The sequence below is a fragment of the Nocardioides taihuensis genome (genome assembly GCF_042657275.1).
Classification (GTDB): domain Bacteria; phylum Actinomycetota; class Actinomycetes; order Propionibacteriales; family Nocardioidaceae; genus Nocardioides; species Nocardioides taihuensis.
On sequence record NZ_JBHSKD010000009.1, the window covers coordinates 225,192 to 243,595 of the forward strand.

Consider the following 18,404-nt stretch of genomic DNA (forward strand, 5'->3'; position numbering starts at 1 on the left):
CGTCCCGAGACGTGACCCGACCACCCTCTCCCGGGGCTGGTGTGGCGTCAATACCGCATCCCCGGGAGCCCACGACGGCGAGATCCGCAACTGGTCTGGACCGACGTTGCCGGTCCAGCCCACGGCACCGACAGTGGGCGGGGCGGTGCGCGTGCCGCGGGTGGCGAGGGGGGCATCGGTGTCAGCAAGGCAGTCCGCACGCGTACCCGCGTCCCGGGTGCTCGTCGTGGCGTGCTTCGGGGCGTTCCTGGCCTTCCTCGACGCCACCATCGTGAACGTCGCCTTCCCCTCGATCCGGGAGTCCTTCCCGACGACGTCGGTCGGCACCCTCTCGTGGGTCCTCAACGCCTACAACATCGTCTTCGCCGCGTTCCTCATCGTCTGCGGTCGCCTGACCGACCTGCTGGGCCGCCGGCGGGCGTTCGTCTCCGGCGTGGCGATCTTCACCGCGGCCTCCCTGTTGTGCGGCGCCGCTCCGAGCGTCGGCCTGCTGGTCGCCTTCCGTGGCGTGCAGGCCTTCGGGGCCGCCCTGCTCGTGCCGGCGTCGCTCGCCCTCGTGATCGACGCCTTCCCGGGCGAGAGGCGCTCCCACGCGATCGGCCTGTGGGGAGCCTCTGCGGCCGTGGCTGCCGGGCTCGGACCGCCGATCGGCGGCGCCGTGGTGGCTCTCGGCGGCTGGCGCTGGGCCTTCTTCATCAACCTGCCCTTCGGCCTCGTCGCCCTCTGGGCCGCGCGCAAGCAGCTGGTGGAGAGCCGGGCGCCCGGTCGACGTGCGATGCCCGACCTCAAGGGCGCGGCAGCCCTGGCTGCGGCGCTGGGACTGGTGAACCTCGCGATCGTCAAGGGCGGGGACTGGGGCTGGACCAGCCCCGTGGTGCTGGTCGCCTTCGTCGCCGCGGCCGTCGGTCTGGCGCTCTTCGCGCTGAGCTCGCGCCGCCACACCTCGCCGATGCTCGACCCCGCCCTGCTGCGGCTGCCGTCGTTCAGCATCGCGTCGACGGCCACCCTCGTGGCGGGCTTCGGCTTCTACGCCTACCTCCTCACCAACATCCTGTGGCTGCAGTACATCTGGGGGTACGGCGTCCTGCGCGCCGGCCTCGCCCTCGTCCCGGGCGCCGTGGTCGCGGCGATCGTGGCCGCGCGCCTGGGCCCGCTCGCCGACCGGCACGGCTACCGGCCCTTCGTCGTGCCCGGCGCGCTGGTGTGGGCCGGCGCCTACCTCTGGTACCACCAGCAGGTCGGGCTCGTGCCCGCCTTCTGGACCCAGTGGCTGCCCGGCCAGGTACTCAGCGGCATCGGCGTCGGCGCCACGTTGCCGCTGCTCGGCAGCGCCGCCCTGGCTGCGGTCCCGGGTGGCCGTTACGCCACCGCGTCGGCCGTGGTCTCGAGTGCGCGCCAGCTCGGCGGCGTGCTGGGCATCGCGATCCTCGTCGTGGTGCTGGGCGAGCCGACGCCCGCCACCGTCGTCGACTCGCTGCACGAGGGCTGGATGCTCTCCGTGGTGGCCTTCCTGGTCGTCGCACTCGTCGCGCTGCCGCTGGGCAGGATCCGCTCGACCACCGCCCCCGAGGACGCGGAGGACGCCCACGCCCCCGCGATCGTCCACGCGCCCGCGGGGCCGGCGCGCGCCGTCACCGGGACGGCAGCGGGCGCCGATCCCCACGACCTCTCCGACGTACCCCTGCTCGCCGGCCTGCCCGCCGACGCACGCAGCCGGCTGGAGGCGGCCTCCCAGCTCCGCCACGTCGCGGCCGGGGAGAGCCTGATCCGCCAGGGCGACCCGCCGGGCTCCGCCTTCGTCGCCCGCCGGGGGCGGCTCGTCGTCGAGATCGACGGGCACGCCGTGCGCGAGCTGGGTCCCGGGTCGTTCGTCGGCGAGGTCTCCCTGCTGACGGGCGAGAGCCGCTCGGCAGGCATCCGTGCCCGGAGGGACTCGACCGTCCTGGAGGTGCCACGTGACGCCTTCGAGGAGGTGCTGGTCACCGATCCCGCCGCGGCGCGGGTGATGCTCACGCAGGTGGCTGAGCGGCTGCGGACGGCAGGCGGGCCGCCCGCCCACGCCCGCCCGGCCCAGCCCACGGTCGTGGCGGTGGTCGGGCTGCACCCCGGTGCGGGCGCGGCCGAGGTGGCCGAGGTGCTCCTGTCGCGCCTGCACTGCCACCTGCGCGTCGTGGCGCCCGGGGTGGTCGGTCCCGACGGGCTCGACCGGGCCGAGCGCGACCACGACCGGGTCGTGCTCGTGGCCGGGGCCGGGCCGGAGCACTCCCCCGACGAGTGGCGCGACTTCTGCCTGCGCCAGGCCGACGTCGTGGTGATGGTCGCCCGCGCCGACGCCGCGCTCCCGCCGCCGCTCGCTCCCGCTCCCGCCCGCCAGCCCGACCTCGTGCTCCGCGGAGGGACCCCGGATGCCGCGACGGTCGCGGCGTGGACGGCTGCCACCGACGCGTGGCAGACGACCGTGGTCGACCGGGACCTGCCCGGGGGCCTCCGCCCTCTCGCCGACCGGATCGCCGGTCGCTCGCTCGGCCTGGTCCTCGCCGGTGGCGGTGCCCGGGCCTTCGCCCACATCGGCGTCCTGCGGGAGCTCGAGGACTCCGGCTTCCACGTCGACCGGGTGGCGGGCAGCAGCGTCGGGGCGATCGTCGCCGCCGCGCACGCGACGAGTGACGACGGCGAGGAGCTGGAGGAGCTCTGCTACGACGGCTTCGTGCGGCGCCGCCCCTTCAGCGACTGGACGCTCCCGCGCCACGCCTTGGCCAGGGGCAACCGGGTGCGCAGCGGCCTGGTGCGCGCGCTGGGCGCGGACAAGACCCTCGAGGGACTCCCGCGCCAGCTGCGCACCGTGAGCACCGACCTGGTCTCGCGCACCCGCGTCGTGCACCGCCGCGGCAACCTCGTCGACGCGGTCACCGCCTCGTGCCGCCTGCCCGTCCTCCTGGCCCCCGTCCCCGACGACGAGGGTCACCTGCTCATCGACGGCGGCGTGCTCGACAACCTGCCGGTCGACCTGCTCACCGAGCGCGACGAGGGGCCCGTGGTGGCGGTCAACATCGGCATGGGCGGGTCGGGACGTCCCCGGACCGGACGGCCGCGGGTGCCCGCCCTGGGCGAGACCCTGCTGCGGACCATGATGATCGGCAGCGGCGGGGCGGTCGAGGCCGCGCGCGCCCACGGCGCGTGGGTCGTCAGCCCCGCACCGATGGGCGTCGGGCTCCTGGAGTTCCACCAGCTCGACCGCATGGTCCTCGCCGGGCGCCAGGCCGCGCGGGAACTGCTCGAGCAGGCCGACGGCGACCTCGGCGCGCTCGCCGAGCCGGCCGCGACCCTGCCCGACGTACGCGAGGAGGAGACGCCGACCCCGGTCGGGTGACCGCCTCAGCGCTTGCGCTTCTCCCGGGGTCGCTGCTGCAGCACGATCGGCGTGCCGACGAAGCCGAACTCCTCGCGGAGCCGGCGCTCGATGAACCGCTCGTACGACGCGTCGAGCTTGCCGGTCGTGAAGAGCACGAAGGTCGGGGGTGAGGTGCTCGGCTGGGTGCCGAAGAGCACCCTCGGCTGCTTGCCGCTGCGCACCGGGTGCGGGTGCTCGGCGACCAGGCGCCCGAGGAAGCTGTTGAGCGCGCCGGTCGTCACGCGCGTCTCCCAGCCGGCGATCGCCTTCTCCAGCGCCGGTACCAGCCGGTCGACGTGCCAGCCGGTGCGGGCGGTGATGTTGATCCGCGGCGCCCACTGCACCTGCACGAGGTCGCGCTCGATCTCGCGGTCGAGGTAGTAGCGGCGCTCCTCGTCGACGAGGTCCCACTTGTTGAACGCGATCACCAGCGCCCGGCCGGCCTCGCGCACCGCCTGCAGGATCCGCACGTCCTGCTCCGAGAGCGACTGGCCGCCGTCCACCACCAGCACCGCGACCTCGGCGCGGTCGATGGCGGTCGTCGTGCGCAGCGAGGCGTAGTACTCGTGCCCGGAGGCCTCCTTGACCCGCTTGCGGATGCCCGCGGTGTCGATGAAGCGCCAGGTCTTGCCGCCCAGCTCGACCAGCTCGTCGACGGGGTCGACAGTGGTGCCGGCGACGTTGTCGACGACGACCCGCTCCGCCCCCGCGAGCTTGTTGAGCAGCGAGGACTTGCCGACGTTGGGCTTGCCCACGATCGCGATCCGGCGCGGGCCGCCGACCTCGCCGAGCCGCTCGGGCGGCGGCTCCGGCAGCGCGGCCAGCACGGCGTCGAGCATGTCGCCGGACCCGCGGCCGTGCAGCGCGGAGACGGGCCAGGGCTCCCCCAGCCCGAGGTTCCAGAGCCCGTAGGCCTCGGCCTCGGTGCGCTGGTCGTCGACCTTGTTCGCGGCGAGCACCACCGGCTTGCCCGACGCGCGCAGCACCTTGACGACCGCCTCGTCGGCGTCGGTGATGCCCACGGTCGCGTCGACGACGAAGAGCACCGCGTCGGCCAGCGTGACCGCGATCTCGGCCTGGGCGCGGATCGCCTCGGCGAGCCCGCGCGCGTCAGGGTCCCAGCCACCGGTGTCGACGACCGTGAAGGCCCGACCGTTCCAGGTGGCGTCGTACGACACGCGGTCGCGGGTCACCCCCGGGACGTCCTGCACGACCGCCTCGCGCCGGCCGATGATCCGGTTGACCAGCGTGGACTTGCCGACGTTGGGGCGCCCGACCACCGCCAGCACCGGCACCGGGCCGCTGACGGCCGCGGGATCGGTGTCGGTCGAGGCGTCGGGGACGACGTCGTTCATGGTGCTCCTTGGTCGGTGATGCCGGTCGCGGGGTCGGGCTCGACCTCGGCGGCGGGGAGGGGGCCCGGCAGGTCACGCCCGGTCAGGGCGCGGGCGTGGTCGAGGGTCTCGAGCATGCGCTCCCGGAGCAACACCGAGGCCTCCCCCACCTGTTCCCGGGACCGGGGCCAGGGCTCGGCGGGGAAGGTGCAGGGCGCACCGAAGACGATGTCCACCGGTCCCCCCTTCGGCGGGACGGCGTCGTGGTGGCCGCCGACCGGGCGGGAGCCCAGGAAGATCACCGGCACCACGGGGGCGCCCGTGACGAGCGCGAGGTAGGCCGCGCCGCGGTGGAAGCGCGCCAGGTCGCCCGTGCCGCGGGTGCCCTCGGGGAAGATGCCGATCGCCCGGCCGTCGCGCAGCACCCGCAGGCACGACCGCACGGCGGCGGGGTCGGGGTGGAAGCGGTCGAGGGGGATCTGGCCGGCGGCCAGCAGGAAGCGACCGGTGCGGCCGTGGAACATCTCGAGCTTGGTCAGCGCGTGCACCGGCCGGGGCGCGAAGATGCCCAGCAGCGGGCCGTCCATGACCCCCATGTGGTTGGCCGCGAAGATCACCGGGCCCGACGTCGGCACCCGCTCGGCCCCGTGCACCTGGACGCCGAACCGGCGTCGCGTCAGCAGCCGCGCGGGCGGGCGCAGCGACTCGAGCATCAGCCGGCGCGGGTGGGGCGTGGTGTCGCTCCGCGGCAGCTCCGCGTGGCCGCTCACGCGCGCGCCTCCACCGCCTCGACGAGGCCCACCACGCGGTCGATCACCTCGTCGAGCGTGTACGGCGTGGTGTCGAGGTGGACGGCCCCCTCGGCCATGGTGAGCGGCGAGACCGCCCGCCCGGAGTCGATCCGGTCGCGGTTGAGCAGCGACTCGCGCGTCGCGGCGACGTCGGACCCGCCCTCCTCGGCGGCCCGGCGCTGGGCGCGGGCGGCGGGGTCGGCCGTCACGAAGAGCTTGACCTGGGCGTCGGGCGCGACGGTGGAGCCGATGTCGCGCCCCTCGACCACGATCCCGCCCTCGCCGATCACGGCGCGCTGCAGCTGCACCATCCGCGTGCGCACCTCGGGCACGGCCGCCACGGGCGAGACGGCGGCGTTCACCGCGTCGCTGCGGATCTCGACGGAGACGTCGACGCCGTCGACCGTGATGGTCGGAGCGAGCGGGTCGGTGCCGGAGACGATGACGGGCTCCCCCGCCCGGGCGGCGACGGCCGCCGGGTCGTGCACGTCCACGCCGCGGCTGAGCATCCACCAGGCCACCGCGCGGTACATGGCACCGGTGTCGAGGTAGCGCAGCCCCAGCCGGGAGGCGACGCCGCGGGACGTGCTCGACTTGCCGGAGCCGGAGGTGCCGTCCACGGCCACCACGACATGTCGCAGCAGACCGTCAGCCGGGTCGGGAGGGGTGGGGCTCACGGGCCGAGAGCCTACCGGTGGGTCACCCAGTCCCGGGATTCCAGAGACTCCAGCAGGTGCTCGGCGCGGGTCTCGTCGACGACGAGCTCGACCAGACCGACCGGGCGGCCCGGGTCGTGGTCGATGTGGACGTCCTCGATGTTCACGCCGCTGGCGCCGGCGTCGGCGAAGAGCCGCGCGAGCTCGCCCGGGTGGTCGGGCACCGACACGTACACCGACCGGGTCGCCCCCGCCGGGCCACCGTGCTTGCCGGGGATCGCCCGCGTTCCGGCCACACCGCGCTCGAGCAGGTCGGCCAGCACCGGGCGGTCGCCCTGCGTGAGCGCGTTCTGGAGCACGTCGAGCTCCTCGCGCACCTCGGCCAGCAGCCCTCGCAGGGCCTCGGCGTTGAGCGTGACGATCTGCTGCCACAGGCCGGGGTCCCCGCCCGCCACCCGCGTGACGTCGCGCACGCCCTGGCCCGACAGCGCCAGCTGGCCCGCCGGCGCGTCCGCCAGCCGGCCGGCGACGAGCACGGCGAGCAGGTGCGGCAGGTGGGAGGTGCGGGCCACGGCGTGGTCGTGCTCGTCGGGGGTCATCAGGACCGGGACCGCCCCGCACAGCCGGGCCAGCGACTCCACCAGCGAGGTCGCGGTGGGGTCGGAGGTGTCGTGGGGCGTGACCGCCCACGGGCGTCCGTCGAAGAGTGCGGCACTCGCGGCCAGGGGGCCCGACCGCTCGCTGCCGGCCATCGGGTGCCCGCCGACGTAGCGGCGCAGCGACGCCGGGCCGCTCGCCGCGGCGACCACCCGCTGGGGCTCGGACTTCACGCTGCCCACGTCGGTGACGACGGCGTCGGTCGCCGCCAGCGCCGCCACCACCGCCTCGCCGAGGTGGTCGGGCGGGACCGCCACGACGACCAGCTGCGGGCGGTCCCCGGGAGTGCGGGCGCGGCCCGCGCCCAGCCCGGAGGCGGTGCGCACGTGCTCGGCGTTGAGATCGGTGAGCAGCACCTCGAGCCCGGCCCGGCGGCAGGCCAGGCCGATGGAGGTGCCGAGGAGGCCGGTGCCGACGACCTCGACGGGCCCGACGAGGGCCGGCTCAGCCATGCCCCGGGCTCCCGGCGTCGGCGGTGTCGTCGGCGTCGGGGACCTCGCGGGTGCGGGTGAGGTCCTTGCGCAGGGCCGCGGCGCCGTGGAGGTAGCAGTGGGTGACGTCCGCGCGCGGCAGGTCGGTCTCGACGTGGGCCAGCATCCGCACCACCCGCGGCATGGAGCCCTCGATCTCGAGCTCGCGGGCGCACAGCAGCGGCACCTCGCCGAACCCGAGCTGGCGCGCGGCGTACGCCGGGAACTCGCTGTGCAGGTCGGTGGTCGCGGTGAACACCACCGAGATGAAGTCGTCGACGTCGAGGCCGTTGGAGGCCATCACGTCGAGCACCATCTCCGCCACGCGGTCGAGCATGTGGTCACGCTCGTCCGCCTCGAGCTGGGTCGCCCCACGCACGGCCCGCACCGCCACGACGTCCACCTCCTGCTCCGGTCTGCCGGCTCCCACCCTAGTGAGCCGGCGGCCTCCGGCCCGCCGCGGCTTGCAGGGCGGACCTTGACCCCACCTTGACGATTCGGGGGACGTCGCCGACCTCCCGCCCCTACCCTCGACAGGTCTGGACCGATGAGCCACAGGAGGGCTGGCCATCCGCACCGCCACCGCGCCACCACGCACCGACCCGGCCCCGGCCGAGCCGGAGCGTAGCCGCGTCTCCAGCCTGGCGGTGCCGGTCGCGGTGCTCGGACTGGTCGTCTCGCTGGCGATGATCGGCTGGCTGTGGCGCCACCCCGGCGTCTTCGAGCCCTCCCCCGAGCTGGCGTGGGGCTACGGCCACCAGCCGGTCGACCGGGTCCTCTACTTCGGGCTGAGCGCGCCGGCGAACACCCGCGACGGCGAGCAGGTCACGGTGAACCAGCTGGCGCCCCGGGTCACCACCAACACCTCCGGGGCGACGTTCAGCTTCTTCGCCTGCACGCTCGCCCCGACCGCCACCGGACCTGTCGCCGCGGTCCGCGACGTGAACGTGCCGTGCGCCGAGGTGCGCCGACTCGACCCCGGCGCGACGTTCGAGACCGGCCCCGACCGGCAGCTGGTGATGTCGGTGCAGCCCACCCGGCCCGGGCGGGTGGAGCTCTCCGGCGTCAGCCTCGACTACGGCCAGGGCTGGCAGCGCGGCTCGGCCTGGTTCGGCACCCGCGTCGCCATCGAGTCGGTCCGCCCCCGCCGCTGACCCTGCGGCTGCCCGGGGACGTCATACGGTTCGCGCGTCCTGACCGGCGAACCGTATGACGTTGGTGTTGCATCTCAGAGCTGTGAGGCGTCGAGCAGCTCGCCGAGCTCGTCGAGGGTGAGCTCCCGCATCTTCCCGGGCGCCAGCGTGCCGAGGGCGACGGGGCCGATCCGGGTGCGGCTGAGGCGGAGCACGGGGTGGCCGACCTCTGCGAGCAGCCGGCGCACGATCCGGTTGCGCCCCTCGTGGATCACCAGCTCGATGATCGACTTGTCCTTCGTGGCGTTGCGCAGCCGGGCCGACGACACGGTCACCGGGCCGTCCTCGAGGGTCACGCCGTCGAGCAGCCGCTGCACGGTCGCCTTCGTCGGCTCGCCCTCGACCTCGGCGACGTAGGTCTTGTCCACCTCGTACGACGGGTGCGCCAGGCGCTGGGCGAAGTCGCCGTCGTTGGTGAGGATGATCAGCCCCGACGTGTCGGTGTCGAGGCGCCCCACGTGGAAGAGCCGCTCGGGCCGGTCGGCCACGAGGTCGGCCAGCGTGCGGCGGCCCTGGGGGTCGGACATCGTCGAGACCACGCCCCGCGGCTTGTGCAGCACCAGGTAGACCTTCTCGGAGACCGGCGGCAGCCGCTTGCCGGCCACCCGGATCACCGCGGTGCGCGGGTCCACCTTGGTGCCGAGGCGGGTGACCACCTCGCCGTCCACCACGACCTGCCCGTCGAGCATCAGCTCCTCGCACTTGCGGCGCGAGGCCACGCCCGACTGCGCGAGCAGCTTCTGCAGGCGGATGAGTCCCTCGTCGTCGGTCTCGATCACGCCTCGTCCTCGGTGCCGGACCCCTGCGCAGGCTCCGCAACCGCGTCCGCACCGGGATCCGCAGCGGCCCCGCCCGCCGCGTCGTGCGCGGGGTCGGCCGCCTCCGCGCCGCCGCCGAGGCCGGCGAGCTCGTCCTCCATGTCGCCGAGCTCGGGGAGGAAGGGCGCGAGCTCGGGCAGCTCGTCGAGCGAGGTGACGCCGATCCGCTCGAGGAAGTAGGCGGTGGTCCGGTAGAGGTTGGCCCCGGACGTGTGGTCGTGACCCGCCTCCTCGACGAGCCCGCGGGCCAGCAGGGTGCGCATCACGCCGTCGACGTTCACGCCGCGGATCGCCGAGACCCGGGCCCGCGAGACCGGCTGCTGGTAGGCGACCACGGCCAGGGTCTCCAGCGCCGCCTGGGTGAGCCGGGCCTGCTGGCCGTCGAGGACGAACGCCTCGACCACCGCGGCGTACTCCTCGCGCGTGTAGTAGCGCCAGCCGCCGGCGACGTTGCGCAGCTCGAAGCCGCGGCCCTGCTCGGCGTACTCGGCCGCCAGCTCCTCGAGCGCCACGACCACGTCGTCGGCCGGGTGCCCGACCGCCGTGGCCATGGTGGCCACGTCGAGGGGCTGGTCGGCCACCATCAGCAGCGCCTCCAGGGAGGGCCGCAGGGCCGCCACCGGGACGGCAAGCACCTCTTGCTCGGTCGCAGCCGGCTCAGCCATCGTCACTCTCTCTCGTCTCGGCGGTCTCGGCGGTCTCGGTGGGCTCGGGCCCCTCGGCGGGGTCGACGGGCTCAGCAGGCTCGGGGACGCCCTCGAACTCGTCGATCACGAAGTCGTCGTCGTGCTGGCCGGTCCAGCGCACGGTGAGCTCGCCCAGCGGGTTCACCTGGTCGAAGGCGACCGCGCCCTCGCGGAAGAGCTCGAGCAGCGACAGGAACCGCGCCACGGTGGTCAGGGTGTCCGGCGAGTCGCCGCAGAGCGCCCGGAAGGTCATCGTGCCGGCCCGCCGCAGCCGGTCGACGACCACCTCGGCCTGCTCGCGCACGCTCACCGCCGGGGCGTGGATGTGGTGCAGCGACAGCTCGAGCAGCGGCTTGGGCTCCATCGCCTTCGCCGCGAGCGCCGCGAACTGCTCGAGACCGATGCCGATCAGCACCTCGGGCAGCAGCGTCGCGAACCGCTCCTCCAGCCCCACGGCGCGGGGGTGGCGGCGCGACTCGTCGGCCAGCCGTCGCTCGAGGACGCCGGCGACCTGCTTGTAGGCCTTGTACTGCAGGAGCCGCGCGAAGAGCAGGTCGCGCGCCTCGAGCAGCGCGAGGTCCTCCTCGTCCTCGACGTCGCCGGAGGGCAGCAGCCGGGCGGCCTTGAGGTCGAGCAGCGTCGCGGCGACGAGCAGGAACGACGACGTCTGCTCGAGGTCCCACACCGGCCCGCCGGCCTTGACGTGCGCGATGAACTCGTCGGTGACCGTGGACAGCGAGACCTCGGTGATGTCGAGCTTGTGCTTGGCGATCAGGCTGAGCAGCAGGTCGAAGGGGCCCTCGAAGTTGTCGAGCCGCACCTCGAAGGCGACCTGCTCCGCTCCCTCCGCCGCGGCGTCCGCCCCCGCGCCCGCGGGGTCGACCAGCCCGGGCGTGACGGTCATCCCCGGGTCATCCCTCGGTCAGCCGACGGACCAGGACGCTCTCGTCGCCGTTCTCCTCGAAGTCCGCGAGCACCAGCGAGACCGCCTCGCGCACGAGACGGCCCCGGTCGACGGCCAGGCCGTGCGAGCGGCGCAGCGTCAGCCGGGCGTGCTCGATCTCGAGCAGCTCGTCGGAGGTGACGTAGACCGTCATCTTCTCGTCGTGCCGCACGCGCCCGCTGGGCTTGCGCGACCGGCTCTCGTCCTCGGCCGCCACCGCGGCGACCGCCTCGACGGCGACCGGCGCCGGCTCGTCGGGCACGGCCCGGACCGAGGGCTCCTCGCCCCCGGTCTTGCGGAACAGGTCGTCGGCGGCGGGGAGACTCACCCGTCGAGACACCGGACGACCACCTCCTTGGCCAGCGAGCGGTAGGCGTCGGCCCCGGTCGAGGTGGACGCGTAGGTGGTGATCGGCTCGCCGGCCACCGTCGAGTCGGAGAACTTCACGGTCCGCCGGATCACGGTGTGGAAGACCTGGTCGCCCCAGGCCTGCACCAGGCGCTCCATGACCTCGCGGCCGTGCAGGGTGCGGCCGTCGTACATCGTGCCGAGCACCCCGTCGATCTCGAGCTTGGGGTTGAGCCGCTCGCGCACCTTGTCGATCGTGGTCTTGAGCAGCGCGACGCCGCGCAGTGCGAAGTACTCGCACTCCAGCGGCACGATCACGCCGTCCGAGGCGGTCAGGGCGTTGACCGTCAGCAGGCCGAGCGAGGGCTGGCAGTCGATGAGGATCACGTCGTAGTGCTCGATCGCCGGGGCGAGCACGCGGGCCAGGGTCTGCTCGCGGGCGACCTCGTGCACGAGCTGCACCTCGGCCGCCGAGAGGTCGATGTTGGACGGCAGCAGGTCCATGCCCGGCACGCCCGAGGGCACCACGACCTCGTCGAGGGCGACGTCCTTCTCCATGAGGAGGTTGTAGACCGTCAGCTCCATCTCGTGCGGGTTGAGCCCGAGGCCCACCGACAGCGAGCCCTGCGGGTCGAAGTCGACGAGAAGCACCTTGCGGCCGTACTCCGCGAGGGCCGCGCCGAGGTTGATGGTGGTGGTGGTCTTGCCGACGCCACCCTTCTGGTTGCACATCGAGATCACCCGGGCGTTGCCGTGGGTGGTCAGCGGCCGCGGCTCGGGCAGCGCGGGGAACGGCCGGCCCGTGGGGCCGAGCTCGACGGTGGCGGTAGCCGCCCCGACCGGGCTCTCGGCGGTCACGGTGGCCTGCCCCGACGCGGGGCCGGTGACCGGGCCCACGGAGGAGCGCTCGAAGGGAAGGGGTTGAGTCACGCGGTCCTGCTCTCCCGGGATCGTCGGTGCGGCGGGCGGCCGCCCCAGTGGCGGCATCTCGGGTGCTCCGGTGCCGTGCTGGCCCGTCGGGACCGAGAAGTTGCCACCGCTCATCTGGCCTACCTCGCTTTGTCGACTCGGCGACTTGTGTCCGAGCTCGCGGGCGACACTAGACCCGGGGTCCGACCGGTACAACACGAACCCCGGATCCCCCAGCCCCAGCGGTCGATCTGTTGACAGGGTGTGCAGGAACCCGCGTTCTCCTCCACAGTCTGCGCCCGCCCTGTGCACGAATCTGTGCACGACGCGCCGGGAACCGCGAGCCTTCGTGGGGTCGTCGGGTGTTCGACACGGTTCGGGGCCCCGTGGCGTGCCCTAGGGTCGGCCACGTGCACATCCTGGTGATCGGCGGGACCCGGTTCGTCGGACGTCACTTCGTCGCGGAGGCGCTCGACCGCGGCCACGAGATGACGCTGCTGCACCGGGGTCGCAGCAACCCCGACCTGTTCCCCGACTCCGAGCACCTCCTGCTCGACCGCGACGGCGACCTCGACGCCCTGAGCGGGCGCGCCTTCGACGCGACCGTCGACGTGTGCGCCTACCTCCCCCGGCAGGTCCGGCACCTCGCCGAGGCGCTCGGCGGGCGCGGCGGCCAGCACCTCTACGTCTCCTCGGTGTCCGCCTACGCCCCGGCGAACCGGCCGGGGCAGGACGAGTCCGCTCCCCTGCACCCCGCGCCGGACCCCCCGACCGAGACCATCGACGAGGAGACCTACGGCCCGCTCAAGGCCGAGTGCGAGCGGGTGGCCGGCCAGCTGTACGGCGACGCCCTCACCGTGGTCCGGCCGTCCTACGTGATCGGCCCCCACGACCCGACCGGCCGGTTCCCGCGCTGGGTGGAGCGCATCGCCCGTGGCGGCGACGTGCTCGTGCCGGGGCCGCCGGAGGCGCCGTTCCAGGCCGTCGACGGCCGCGACCTCGGGGCCTTCATGCTCACGCTCCTCGAGAACGGCCGCCGGGGCGACTTCCACGCCGCCGCCCCGGCCCCGCCGTACGGGTTCGGCGACCTGGTGGCTGCGCTGGTCGAGGCGATCGGTCCCGACGCCCGCCCGGTCTGGGTGGACGCCGCGTGGCTGACCGGGCGCGGCGTCGACGGGGCGGCGCTGCCGCTGTGGGAGGAGGGCCGCCTCGACCAGGAGCTCGCCCTCGACCCCGGCAAGGCGCTCGGCGCCGGCCTCGCGCCCCGCAGCCTCGCCGACACCGCCCGCGACACCCTCGCCTGGCTGCAGGACGGCGGGTCGTCGGGCAGCGACCGGGCGCTGGGCGCCGAGCAGGAGGCCGCGCTGCTCGAGGAGTGGCACGCGAGCGCGTGACCCTCACTCCACGTCGAGGGCGTCGATGTCGGCGGCGTCCGTGGTGAAGCCGTGCAGCGAGCCGTCGAACCACGTCGACCACGTGGCGCCGTCGAGCAGGACGACGTCCTCGTCGGGCACCGTCCCGAGCCCCGGGACGGCGGTCCCCGTCTCCGCGAAGGACAGCCACATCCGCCCGCCGGCATCGACGTCGAGGCCGTCCACGTCCGCGGCGGTGCGGAGCCCCGCCGCAGACGCGTCCCACACGAGCGCGAACCGCACGCCGTCCCAGCGGTAGACGTCGGCGTCGTCGGGTGTCCCCGCGACACCGGGCACCTTCGTGGCTCCCACCGTGGAGAACCACAGCTGACCGTCACGCAGGGCGATCTCGTCGAGGTCGAGCGCGTCGCTGGTCAGTCCCGCGGCCGTGCCGTCGAACCACACCGACCACGCGGCGCCGTCCCAGCGCACGACGTCCTCGTCCTGGACGAGCCCGACGCCGGGCACGTTCACGTTGTCGGCGAAGGAGACGAGGAACGACGTGTCGCCGGTCCGGACGAGACCGTCGACGTCCGCGCCCGACCCGAGGCGGTAGGGGGAAGCGCTGGCGTCGACGCTGCGGCTGAGGGTGGTGCCGTCCCAGCGCAGCACGTCCGCGTCGTCCGGGACCCCGGCCACTCCGGGGGCGACGTTGCCCAGCGTCGAGAGCTCGAGCACCGGAGGCGGTGGAGGTGGAGGAGGTGGTGGCGAGGTGACCGTCACCGTGACCGTCGCGGACCGGGTGCGCCAGCCGGAGGTCGCGGTCAGGGTGACCGGGTAGTCCCCAGCGACCTGGTCGGCGGGCACCGTCACCGGCAGGTCGACCGTGCCGGTGCCCCCGCTGACCAGGGCCGGCGCAGGCGCGCCGGCCCACCCCGCGGGCAGGCCGGCCGTGACCTGGACGTCCCCGGTGAAGCCGGCCTCGCCGGACACCGTGAACGCCAGGTCGGCCGTCGCGCCGGCCGCCAGGGGCAGCGGCGGCGCCGGTGCGACGAGGGTGAAGCCAGGAGCGGTGACCGCGTCCCAGGCGGCGACGGCGTCGACCCGGCCCGCGCCGCTGGTGTCGTCGGGGCCGGCCGGACCGAGGTCCGCGGCCGCGCCGAGCAGGACCCCGCGCTGCTCGGCGACGGCCAGACCGGGGCGGGCCGAGAGCAGCAGCGCCAGCACGCCCGCGACCTGCGGAGCGGCGACGGAGGTGCCCGACGTGGTCTGCCACAGGCCGTAGAGGTCGGCGGTCTCGACGTCCTGGCCCGGAGCCACGAGGTCCGGGAAGACGCTGGTCCGCCCCCCGCACGAGTCGGGACCGCGGCTGCTCAGCCCGAGCACCTGGCCGTTCGTCCCCGCCGCGCCGACCGCCAGCGACTCCGGGTAGTTCGCCGGGCTGGCGCCGGTCGCCGAGGCGGGCCCGAAGTTGCCGGCCGCGAACACCGGCAGGATCCCGCCTGCGACCAGGGCCTGCACGTCGGGGCGGAAGGTCTCGTCGCACCCGGGGGATCCGAGCGACCACGAGGCGTTGACGACGTCCGGGACGTCGTCGGTGGCGGGGTCGTGGTCGGGGTCGAGGACCCACTGGAAGGCCTGGTGCACCGCCGTGACGCTCGAGGCTCCCCGGTCGTCGAAGACCCGCGCCGCGATCCACTGCGCACCGGGTGCCACCCCGATCGCGTGGCCGCTCGCGTCCCCGCCGACGACCAGCCCGAGCGCGGCGGTGCCGTGCCCGGACAGGTCCACCGGCGACGTGGGGTGCTGCCCGTAGGGGTCGTACCAGCTGTTGCCGCCACCCCGCCACCGCGGCTGGAGGTCGGGGTGGGCGAGGTCGGCGCCGGTGTCGAGGCTGGCCACCACGACGCCCTCGCCCGTGTCCCCGCGGGCCCAGACCTGGTCGGCACCGGTCGCGGAGACGTTGGCGGTCGGCGGCCCGGCCGGGGCCGACGCCGCCACCTGCGCCGGGACCAGCTCGACGGTGTCGGGGACGACGCTCGCCACGTCGGCGCGCGCCGCGACGTCGCGGACCACCGCCGCCGTGGCGGTCACCTGCACGGCGTCCGTCACCCAGAGGGGGCGGACGCGGTCGACCGCGCCCGCCCGCCGCCAGTCCGCCAGGGCGTCGCGCAGGGGCGCCTGCTCACGGTCGGCGAAGTCTTGGAGCTGCCGGACCACCCGCGCGGGGTCCTCCGTGGCACGCAGGTCGGCCTGGTCGCGCAGGGTCACCAGCACGGTGGTCGTCTCCCCCGCGTGCAGGTCGGCGAGCCCGGCCGCCAGGGCCGGTGAGATCTTCGGAGCCGGGGCGGCAGTCCCGGCGGGCGCCGGCCCCGCGGCGGCGAGGGGCGCGAGCGCCCCCGCCACCACCGCGGTCGCCACGACCAGCGCCCGCCGGTTCACCGAGACACCTCGTGCCGGCCGCTCTGCACGGTTCGCGAGCCCTGGCGGGCGAGGACCGACGCGGTCGGCCGGCGACGGCGTACGACGAGCGCGGCCGCCGCGCCAACCGCCAGCAACGCGAGCGCGACCGCCAGGGCAGGCGTTGCGAAGGGCCCGGCGTCGGGGTCACCGGCCGCGGTCCACGAGACCGGGGCCACGGCGTCCGGGGCGCCGCGTCGTTCGACGGCGATCCAGGACGTCCACCGTCCGGCTCCCGGGGTGGGCGCGGTCGCCTCCCAGTGGCCCTCCTCCACCTCGGCGAGCGTGACGGTGGTGGCGGTGCCGCCGGGACCGACGAGCATCACGTCGGACCCGGTGACCGGTCCGGGCTGCGGCCGCACCAGCGGGTTGATCCGCAGCACGACCCTGCTCTCCCGGCTGCTCAGGGGGACCTGCTCGAAGGACAGGAAGAGACCGTCGACCGTCGCGCTGCGGGCGGTGGGGGTGGCCTCGACCTCGCGCTGCTGCTGGGCGGTGGCCACCGAGGTCATCACGGCTGCCAGCAGCACCGCGGCGCCGAGGCAGGCCAGCTCCAGGCCGACCAGGCGGGGGAACCGGCTCCGGCTCGCAGCGGGCAGGGCCTGCAACCGGTGCGGGGCACGCGCCAGCCAGACCTCGCTCCGCGGGTGCACCGCCAGGGTGGAGAAGGCCGCCACACCCAGGACGGCGACGAGCGCGGCGACCTTCCCGGTCGCGGCCAGTCCCCAGCTGGTGTCGCGCAGGGCCGCGAGGTCGGGAAGGTCGCGGCCGAGCAGCAGCAGCCCGCTGGCCAGCACGACCAGCGAGGACGCGGCGGCGAGGGGGCTGAAGGCGCGCCAGGCGCCGTGCAGGAGCAGGCGTCGGCGTCCCGGCGTCCGCAGCGCGACCGGGAGCAGGCACACGGCGAGCACGACGAGCGACCCCAGCCAGGTGCCGGCGGCGAGCAGGTGGGCGCTCGAAGCGAGCACGGCCACGGTCTCGGCCAGGAGGCCACCGCTCCCGGCCACGTGCCCGGCCAGCACCTCGGTGGTCGCCGCGACGAGCAGCGCGCCCGCGGCGGCGGCCCTGCTGGGGGGCAGTGGGGACCTGCCTCGAGCCGCCGCCGCGAGCAGTCCGGCGGCCAGCACGAGAGCCGCGGCGTGCCAGCACCACAGCTGGCCCCAGCGGGTGCCGACCACGTTCGCGACGACCGCCGCGAGCCAGGACGTCGTGCCCTCGGCGGCCCGCGGGGTCCGTTGCAGTGCCTCGCCCACCGCGCCCAGCACGGCGACGCCGCAGGCGGCCGCACCGAGCAGCAGCGCGCGGCGGACGGCACCGGCTGCGGGCAGCCGGGCGGCCTCGAGCACCCGACCGGTCACGGCGACGGCGCCCACCGCCACGAGCAGCCCGGAGAGGGCGAGCCACCGCGACAGGAGCGCATCCCACCCGGGCCAGGTGCTCGCCGCGGCCGGCGCCACGTCGGGGCGCACGCCGGCGCCGAACAGCAGGGAGCCGTCGGTCGTGTGGCCGTCGGCGATCGACAGCGTGCGCCAGTCGAGCACGTAGATCCCGCGTCCGAGGGCGGTGGTCTCCAGCTCGACCACGCCGTCACCGTCCGCCGAGATCGACGCGGTCACGTCGACCGGATCCCCGTCTGCGGTGTGCAGGAGGAACGTGCTCCCCCGCAGGTCGACCGCCTCGGCGAACCACAGCATGAGCCGGGTGCGCCCCTCGACGACCATCCCGCCGTCCTGCGGGTCGGAGCGCACGAGGACGCCGTGCGCGGCGGCCGGCTGTGCCGTGGCGAGGACGGCGAGCAGCGCGACCAGCGCCGCCACGGACGCCGCCACCAGGCGGCGTCTCCGGACCGTCCCCGCGCCCGTCACCCCTGGACCTCGAGGTGCTCGAGGCGCGAGTCACCGACCACCAGCGTGACCTCGGCCCCCTCGTGCAGCGCGCCCTGCGCGTTGGCCATGAGGAAGAAGTACTGCCGACCCAGCTGGAGCTCGTCACGGTGGTGCGGAGGTGCGGCCATGGCGAGCGTCTCCCCCGTGTCCTCCGCGACGAGGACCGGGCGCTGCGCCGGGTCGTTGACCACCAGGTCGGCCCGGTCGGGATCGGTGACCTGCATCCGCAGCTCGATCAGCCCGCCCGCGGCGGTGACCGCGACGAGGTTGACGTCGATCCCGTGCCGCGCCGCCATCTCCTGGCGCGAGACCGCGGTGGTCCCGTCCCGCACGTCGGCGACGCCGCGCCACGGGCCCCACACCAGGAGGAGCGCCGTCACCGCCACGCCCAGCGCCACCCACCTCCGCGTCCGCCGCCGGCGGGGGGCGGGCCCGGCGGCGTCCGCGGAGGTGGTGTCGGACACCCCCGCAGACGCCGGGTCCGTCGCTGGCCGGTTGCTCGCGGAGGTG

At 75.1% G+C, this 18,404-nt stretch carries 16 protein-coding genes; 3 read left to right on the top strand and 13 right to left on the bottom strand.

The genetic code is table 11. The annotated features are described in order from the left end of the window. The first annotated feature begins 178 nt into the window (after positions 1-178). On the top strand, positions 179-3,370 hold the full coding sequence (locus ACFPGP_RS10580; protein ID WP_378589882.1) for a DHA2 family efflux MFS transporter permease subunit: 3,192 nt from the start codon (positions 179-181) through the stop codon (positions 3,368-3,370). 5 nt (positions 3,371-3,375) lie between these two features. Here ACFPGP_RS10580 and der read toward each other — a convergent pair whose 3' ends face one another. Genes der through aroH form a run of 5 tightly spaced genes read right to left on the bottom strand, consistent with a single transcriptional unit; the run spans position 3,376 to position 7,729 of the window. Continuing rightward, positions 3,376-4,746, bottom strand: a complete 1,371-nt coding sequence (der, locus tag ACFPGP_RS10585) for a ribosome biogenesis GTPase Der (RefSeq protein ID WP_378589883.1) — start codon at positions 4,744-4,746, stop codon at positions 3,376-3,378. After that, a complete protein-coding gene (locus ACFPGP_RS10590; protein ID WP_378589884.1) occupies positions 4,743-5,495 on the bottom strand; it encodes a lysophospholipid acyltransferase family protein in 753 nt (250 codons plus the stop codon). The genes der and ACFPGP_RS10590 overlap by 4 nt, the downstream gene beginning before the upstream one ends. Beyond that, positions 5,492-6,193 (bottom strand): (d)CMP kinase, encoded by a 702-nt coding sequence (gene cmk, locus ACFPGP_RS10595; RefSeq protein ID WP_378589885.1) that lies wholly within the window; start codon positions 6,191-6,193, stop codon positions 5,492-5,494. Before cmk ends, ACFPGP_RS10590 begins: the two co-directional genes overlap by 4 nt. A gap of 11 nt (positions 6,194-6,204) precedes the next feature. Continuing rightward, a complete protein-coding gene (locus tag ACFPGP_RS10600; protein WP_378589887.1) occupies positions 6,205-7,281 on the bottom strand; it encodes a prephenate dehydrogenase in 1,077 nt (358 codons plus the stop codon). Further along, positions 7,274-7,729, bottom strand: a complete 456-nt coding sequence (aroH, locus tag ACFPGP_RS10605) for a chorismate mutase (protein ID WP_378589888.1) — start codon at positions 7,727-7,729, stop codon at positions 7,274-7,276. The genes ACFPGP_RS10600 and aroH overlap by 8 nt, the downstream gene beginning before the upstream one ends. Before the next feature lie 217 nt (positions 7,730-7,946). On the opposite strand from aroH, the gene ACFPGP_RS10610 reads away from it, so the two are divergent. Next, positions 7,947-8,453, top strand: a complete 507-nt coding sequence (locus tag ACFPGP_RS10610; RefSeq protein ID WP_378589889.1) for a hypothetical protein — start codon at positions 7,947-7,949, stop codon at positions 8,451-8,453. 74 nt (positions 8,454-8,527) lie between these two features. Here the strand turns inward: ACFPGP_RS10610 and ACFPGP_RS10615 are convergent, their stop codons facing one another. Genes ACFPGP_RS10615 through ACFPGP_RS10635 form a run of 5 tightly spaced genes read right to left on the bottom strand, consistent with a single transcriptional unit; the run spans position 8,528 to position 12,217 of the window. Further along, positions 8,528-9,271, bottom strand: a complete 744-nt coding sequence (locus ACFPGP_RS10615; protein WP_378589890.1) for a pseudouridine synthase — start codon at positions 9,269-9,271, stop codon at positions 8,528-8,530. Next, a complete protein-coding gene (gene scpB / locus ACFPGP_RS10620; RefSeq protein WP_378589892.1) occupies positions 9,268-9,975 on the bottom strand; it encodes an SMC-Scp complex subunit ScpB in 708 nt (235 codons plus the stop codon). Before scpB ends, ACFPGP_RS10615 begins: the two co-directional genes overlap by 4 nt. Continuing rightward, on the bottom strand, positions 9,968-10,900 hold the full coding sequence (locus tag ACFPGP_RS10625) for a segregation and condensation protein A (RefSeq protein ID WP_378589894.1): 933 nt from the start codon (positions 10,898-10,900) through the stop codon (positions 9,968-9,970). The genes scpB and ACFPGP_RS10625 overlap by 8 nt, the downstream gene beginning before the upstream one ends. Before the next feature lie 7 nt (positions 10,901-10,907). Next, complete coding sequence (locus tag ACFPGP_RS10630) at positions 10,908-11,279, bottom strand: hypothetical protein (protein WP_378589896.1); 372 nt, start codon at positions 11,277-11,279, stop codon at positions 10,908-10,910. Beyond that, positions 11,264-12,217, bottom strand: coding sequence for a ParA family protein (locus ACFPGP_RS10635; RefSeq protein ID WP_378589898.1), 954 nt, complete (start codon positions 12,215-12,217; stop codon positions 11,264-11,266). Before ACFPGP_RS10635 ends, ACFPGP_RS10630 begins: the two co-directional genes overlap by 16 nt. Positions 12,218-12,606: 389 nt before the next feature. On the opposite strand from ACFPGP_RS10635, the gene ACFPGP_RS10640 reads away from it, so the two are divergent. Next, on the top strand, positions 12,607-13,590 hold the full coding sequence (locus tag ACFPGP_RS10640; RefSeq protein ID WP_378589899.1) for an NAD-dependent epimerase/dehydratase family protein: 984 nt from the start codon (positions 12,607-12,609) through the stop codon (positions 13,588-13,590). A 3-nt stretch (positions 13,591-13,593) separates the two neighbouring features. Here ACFPGP_RS10640 and ACFPGP_RS10645 read toward each other — a convergent pair whose 3' ends face one another. Genes ACFPGP_RS10645 through ACFPGP_RS10655 form a run of 3 tightly spaced genes read right to left on the bottom strand, consistent with a single transcriptional unit; the run spans position 13,594 to position 18,358 of the window. Beyond that, positions 13,594-15,990: a S8 family serine peptidase gene (locus ACFPGP_RS10645; RefSeq protein WP_378589901.1), complete on the bottom strand. Its 2,397-nt coding sequence runs from the start codon at positions 15,988-15,990 to the stop codon at positions 13,594-13,596. Then, positions 15,987-17,837, bottom strand: a complete 1,851-nt coding sequence (locus tag ACFPGP_RS10650; protein WP_378589903.1) for a copper resistance CopC/CopD family protein — start codon at positions 17,835-17,837, stop codon at positions 15,987-15,989. The genes ACFPGP_RS10645 and ACFPGP_RS10650 overlap by 4 nt, the downstream gene beginning before the upstream one ends. 32 nt (positions 17,838-17,869) lie before the next feature. Continuing rightward, a complete protein-coding gene (locus ACFPGP_RS10655; protein ID WP_378589905.1) occupies positions 17,870-18,358 on the bottom strand; it encodes a hypothetical protein in 489 nt (162 codons plus the stop codon). Positions 18,359-18,404: the final 46 nt, after the last annotated feature.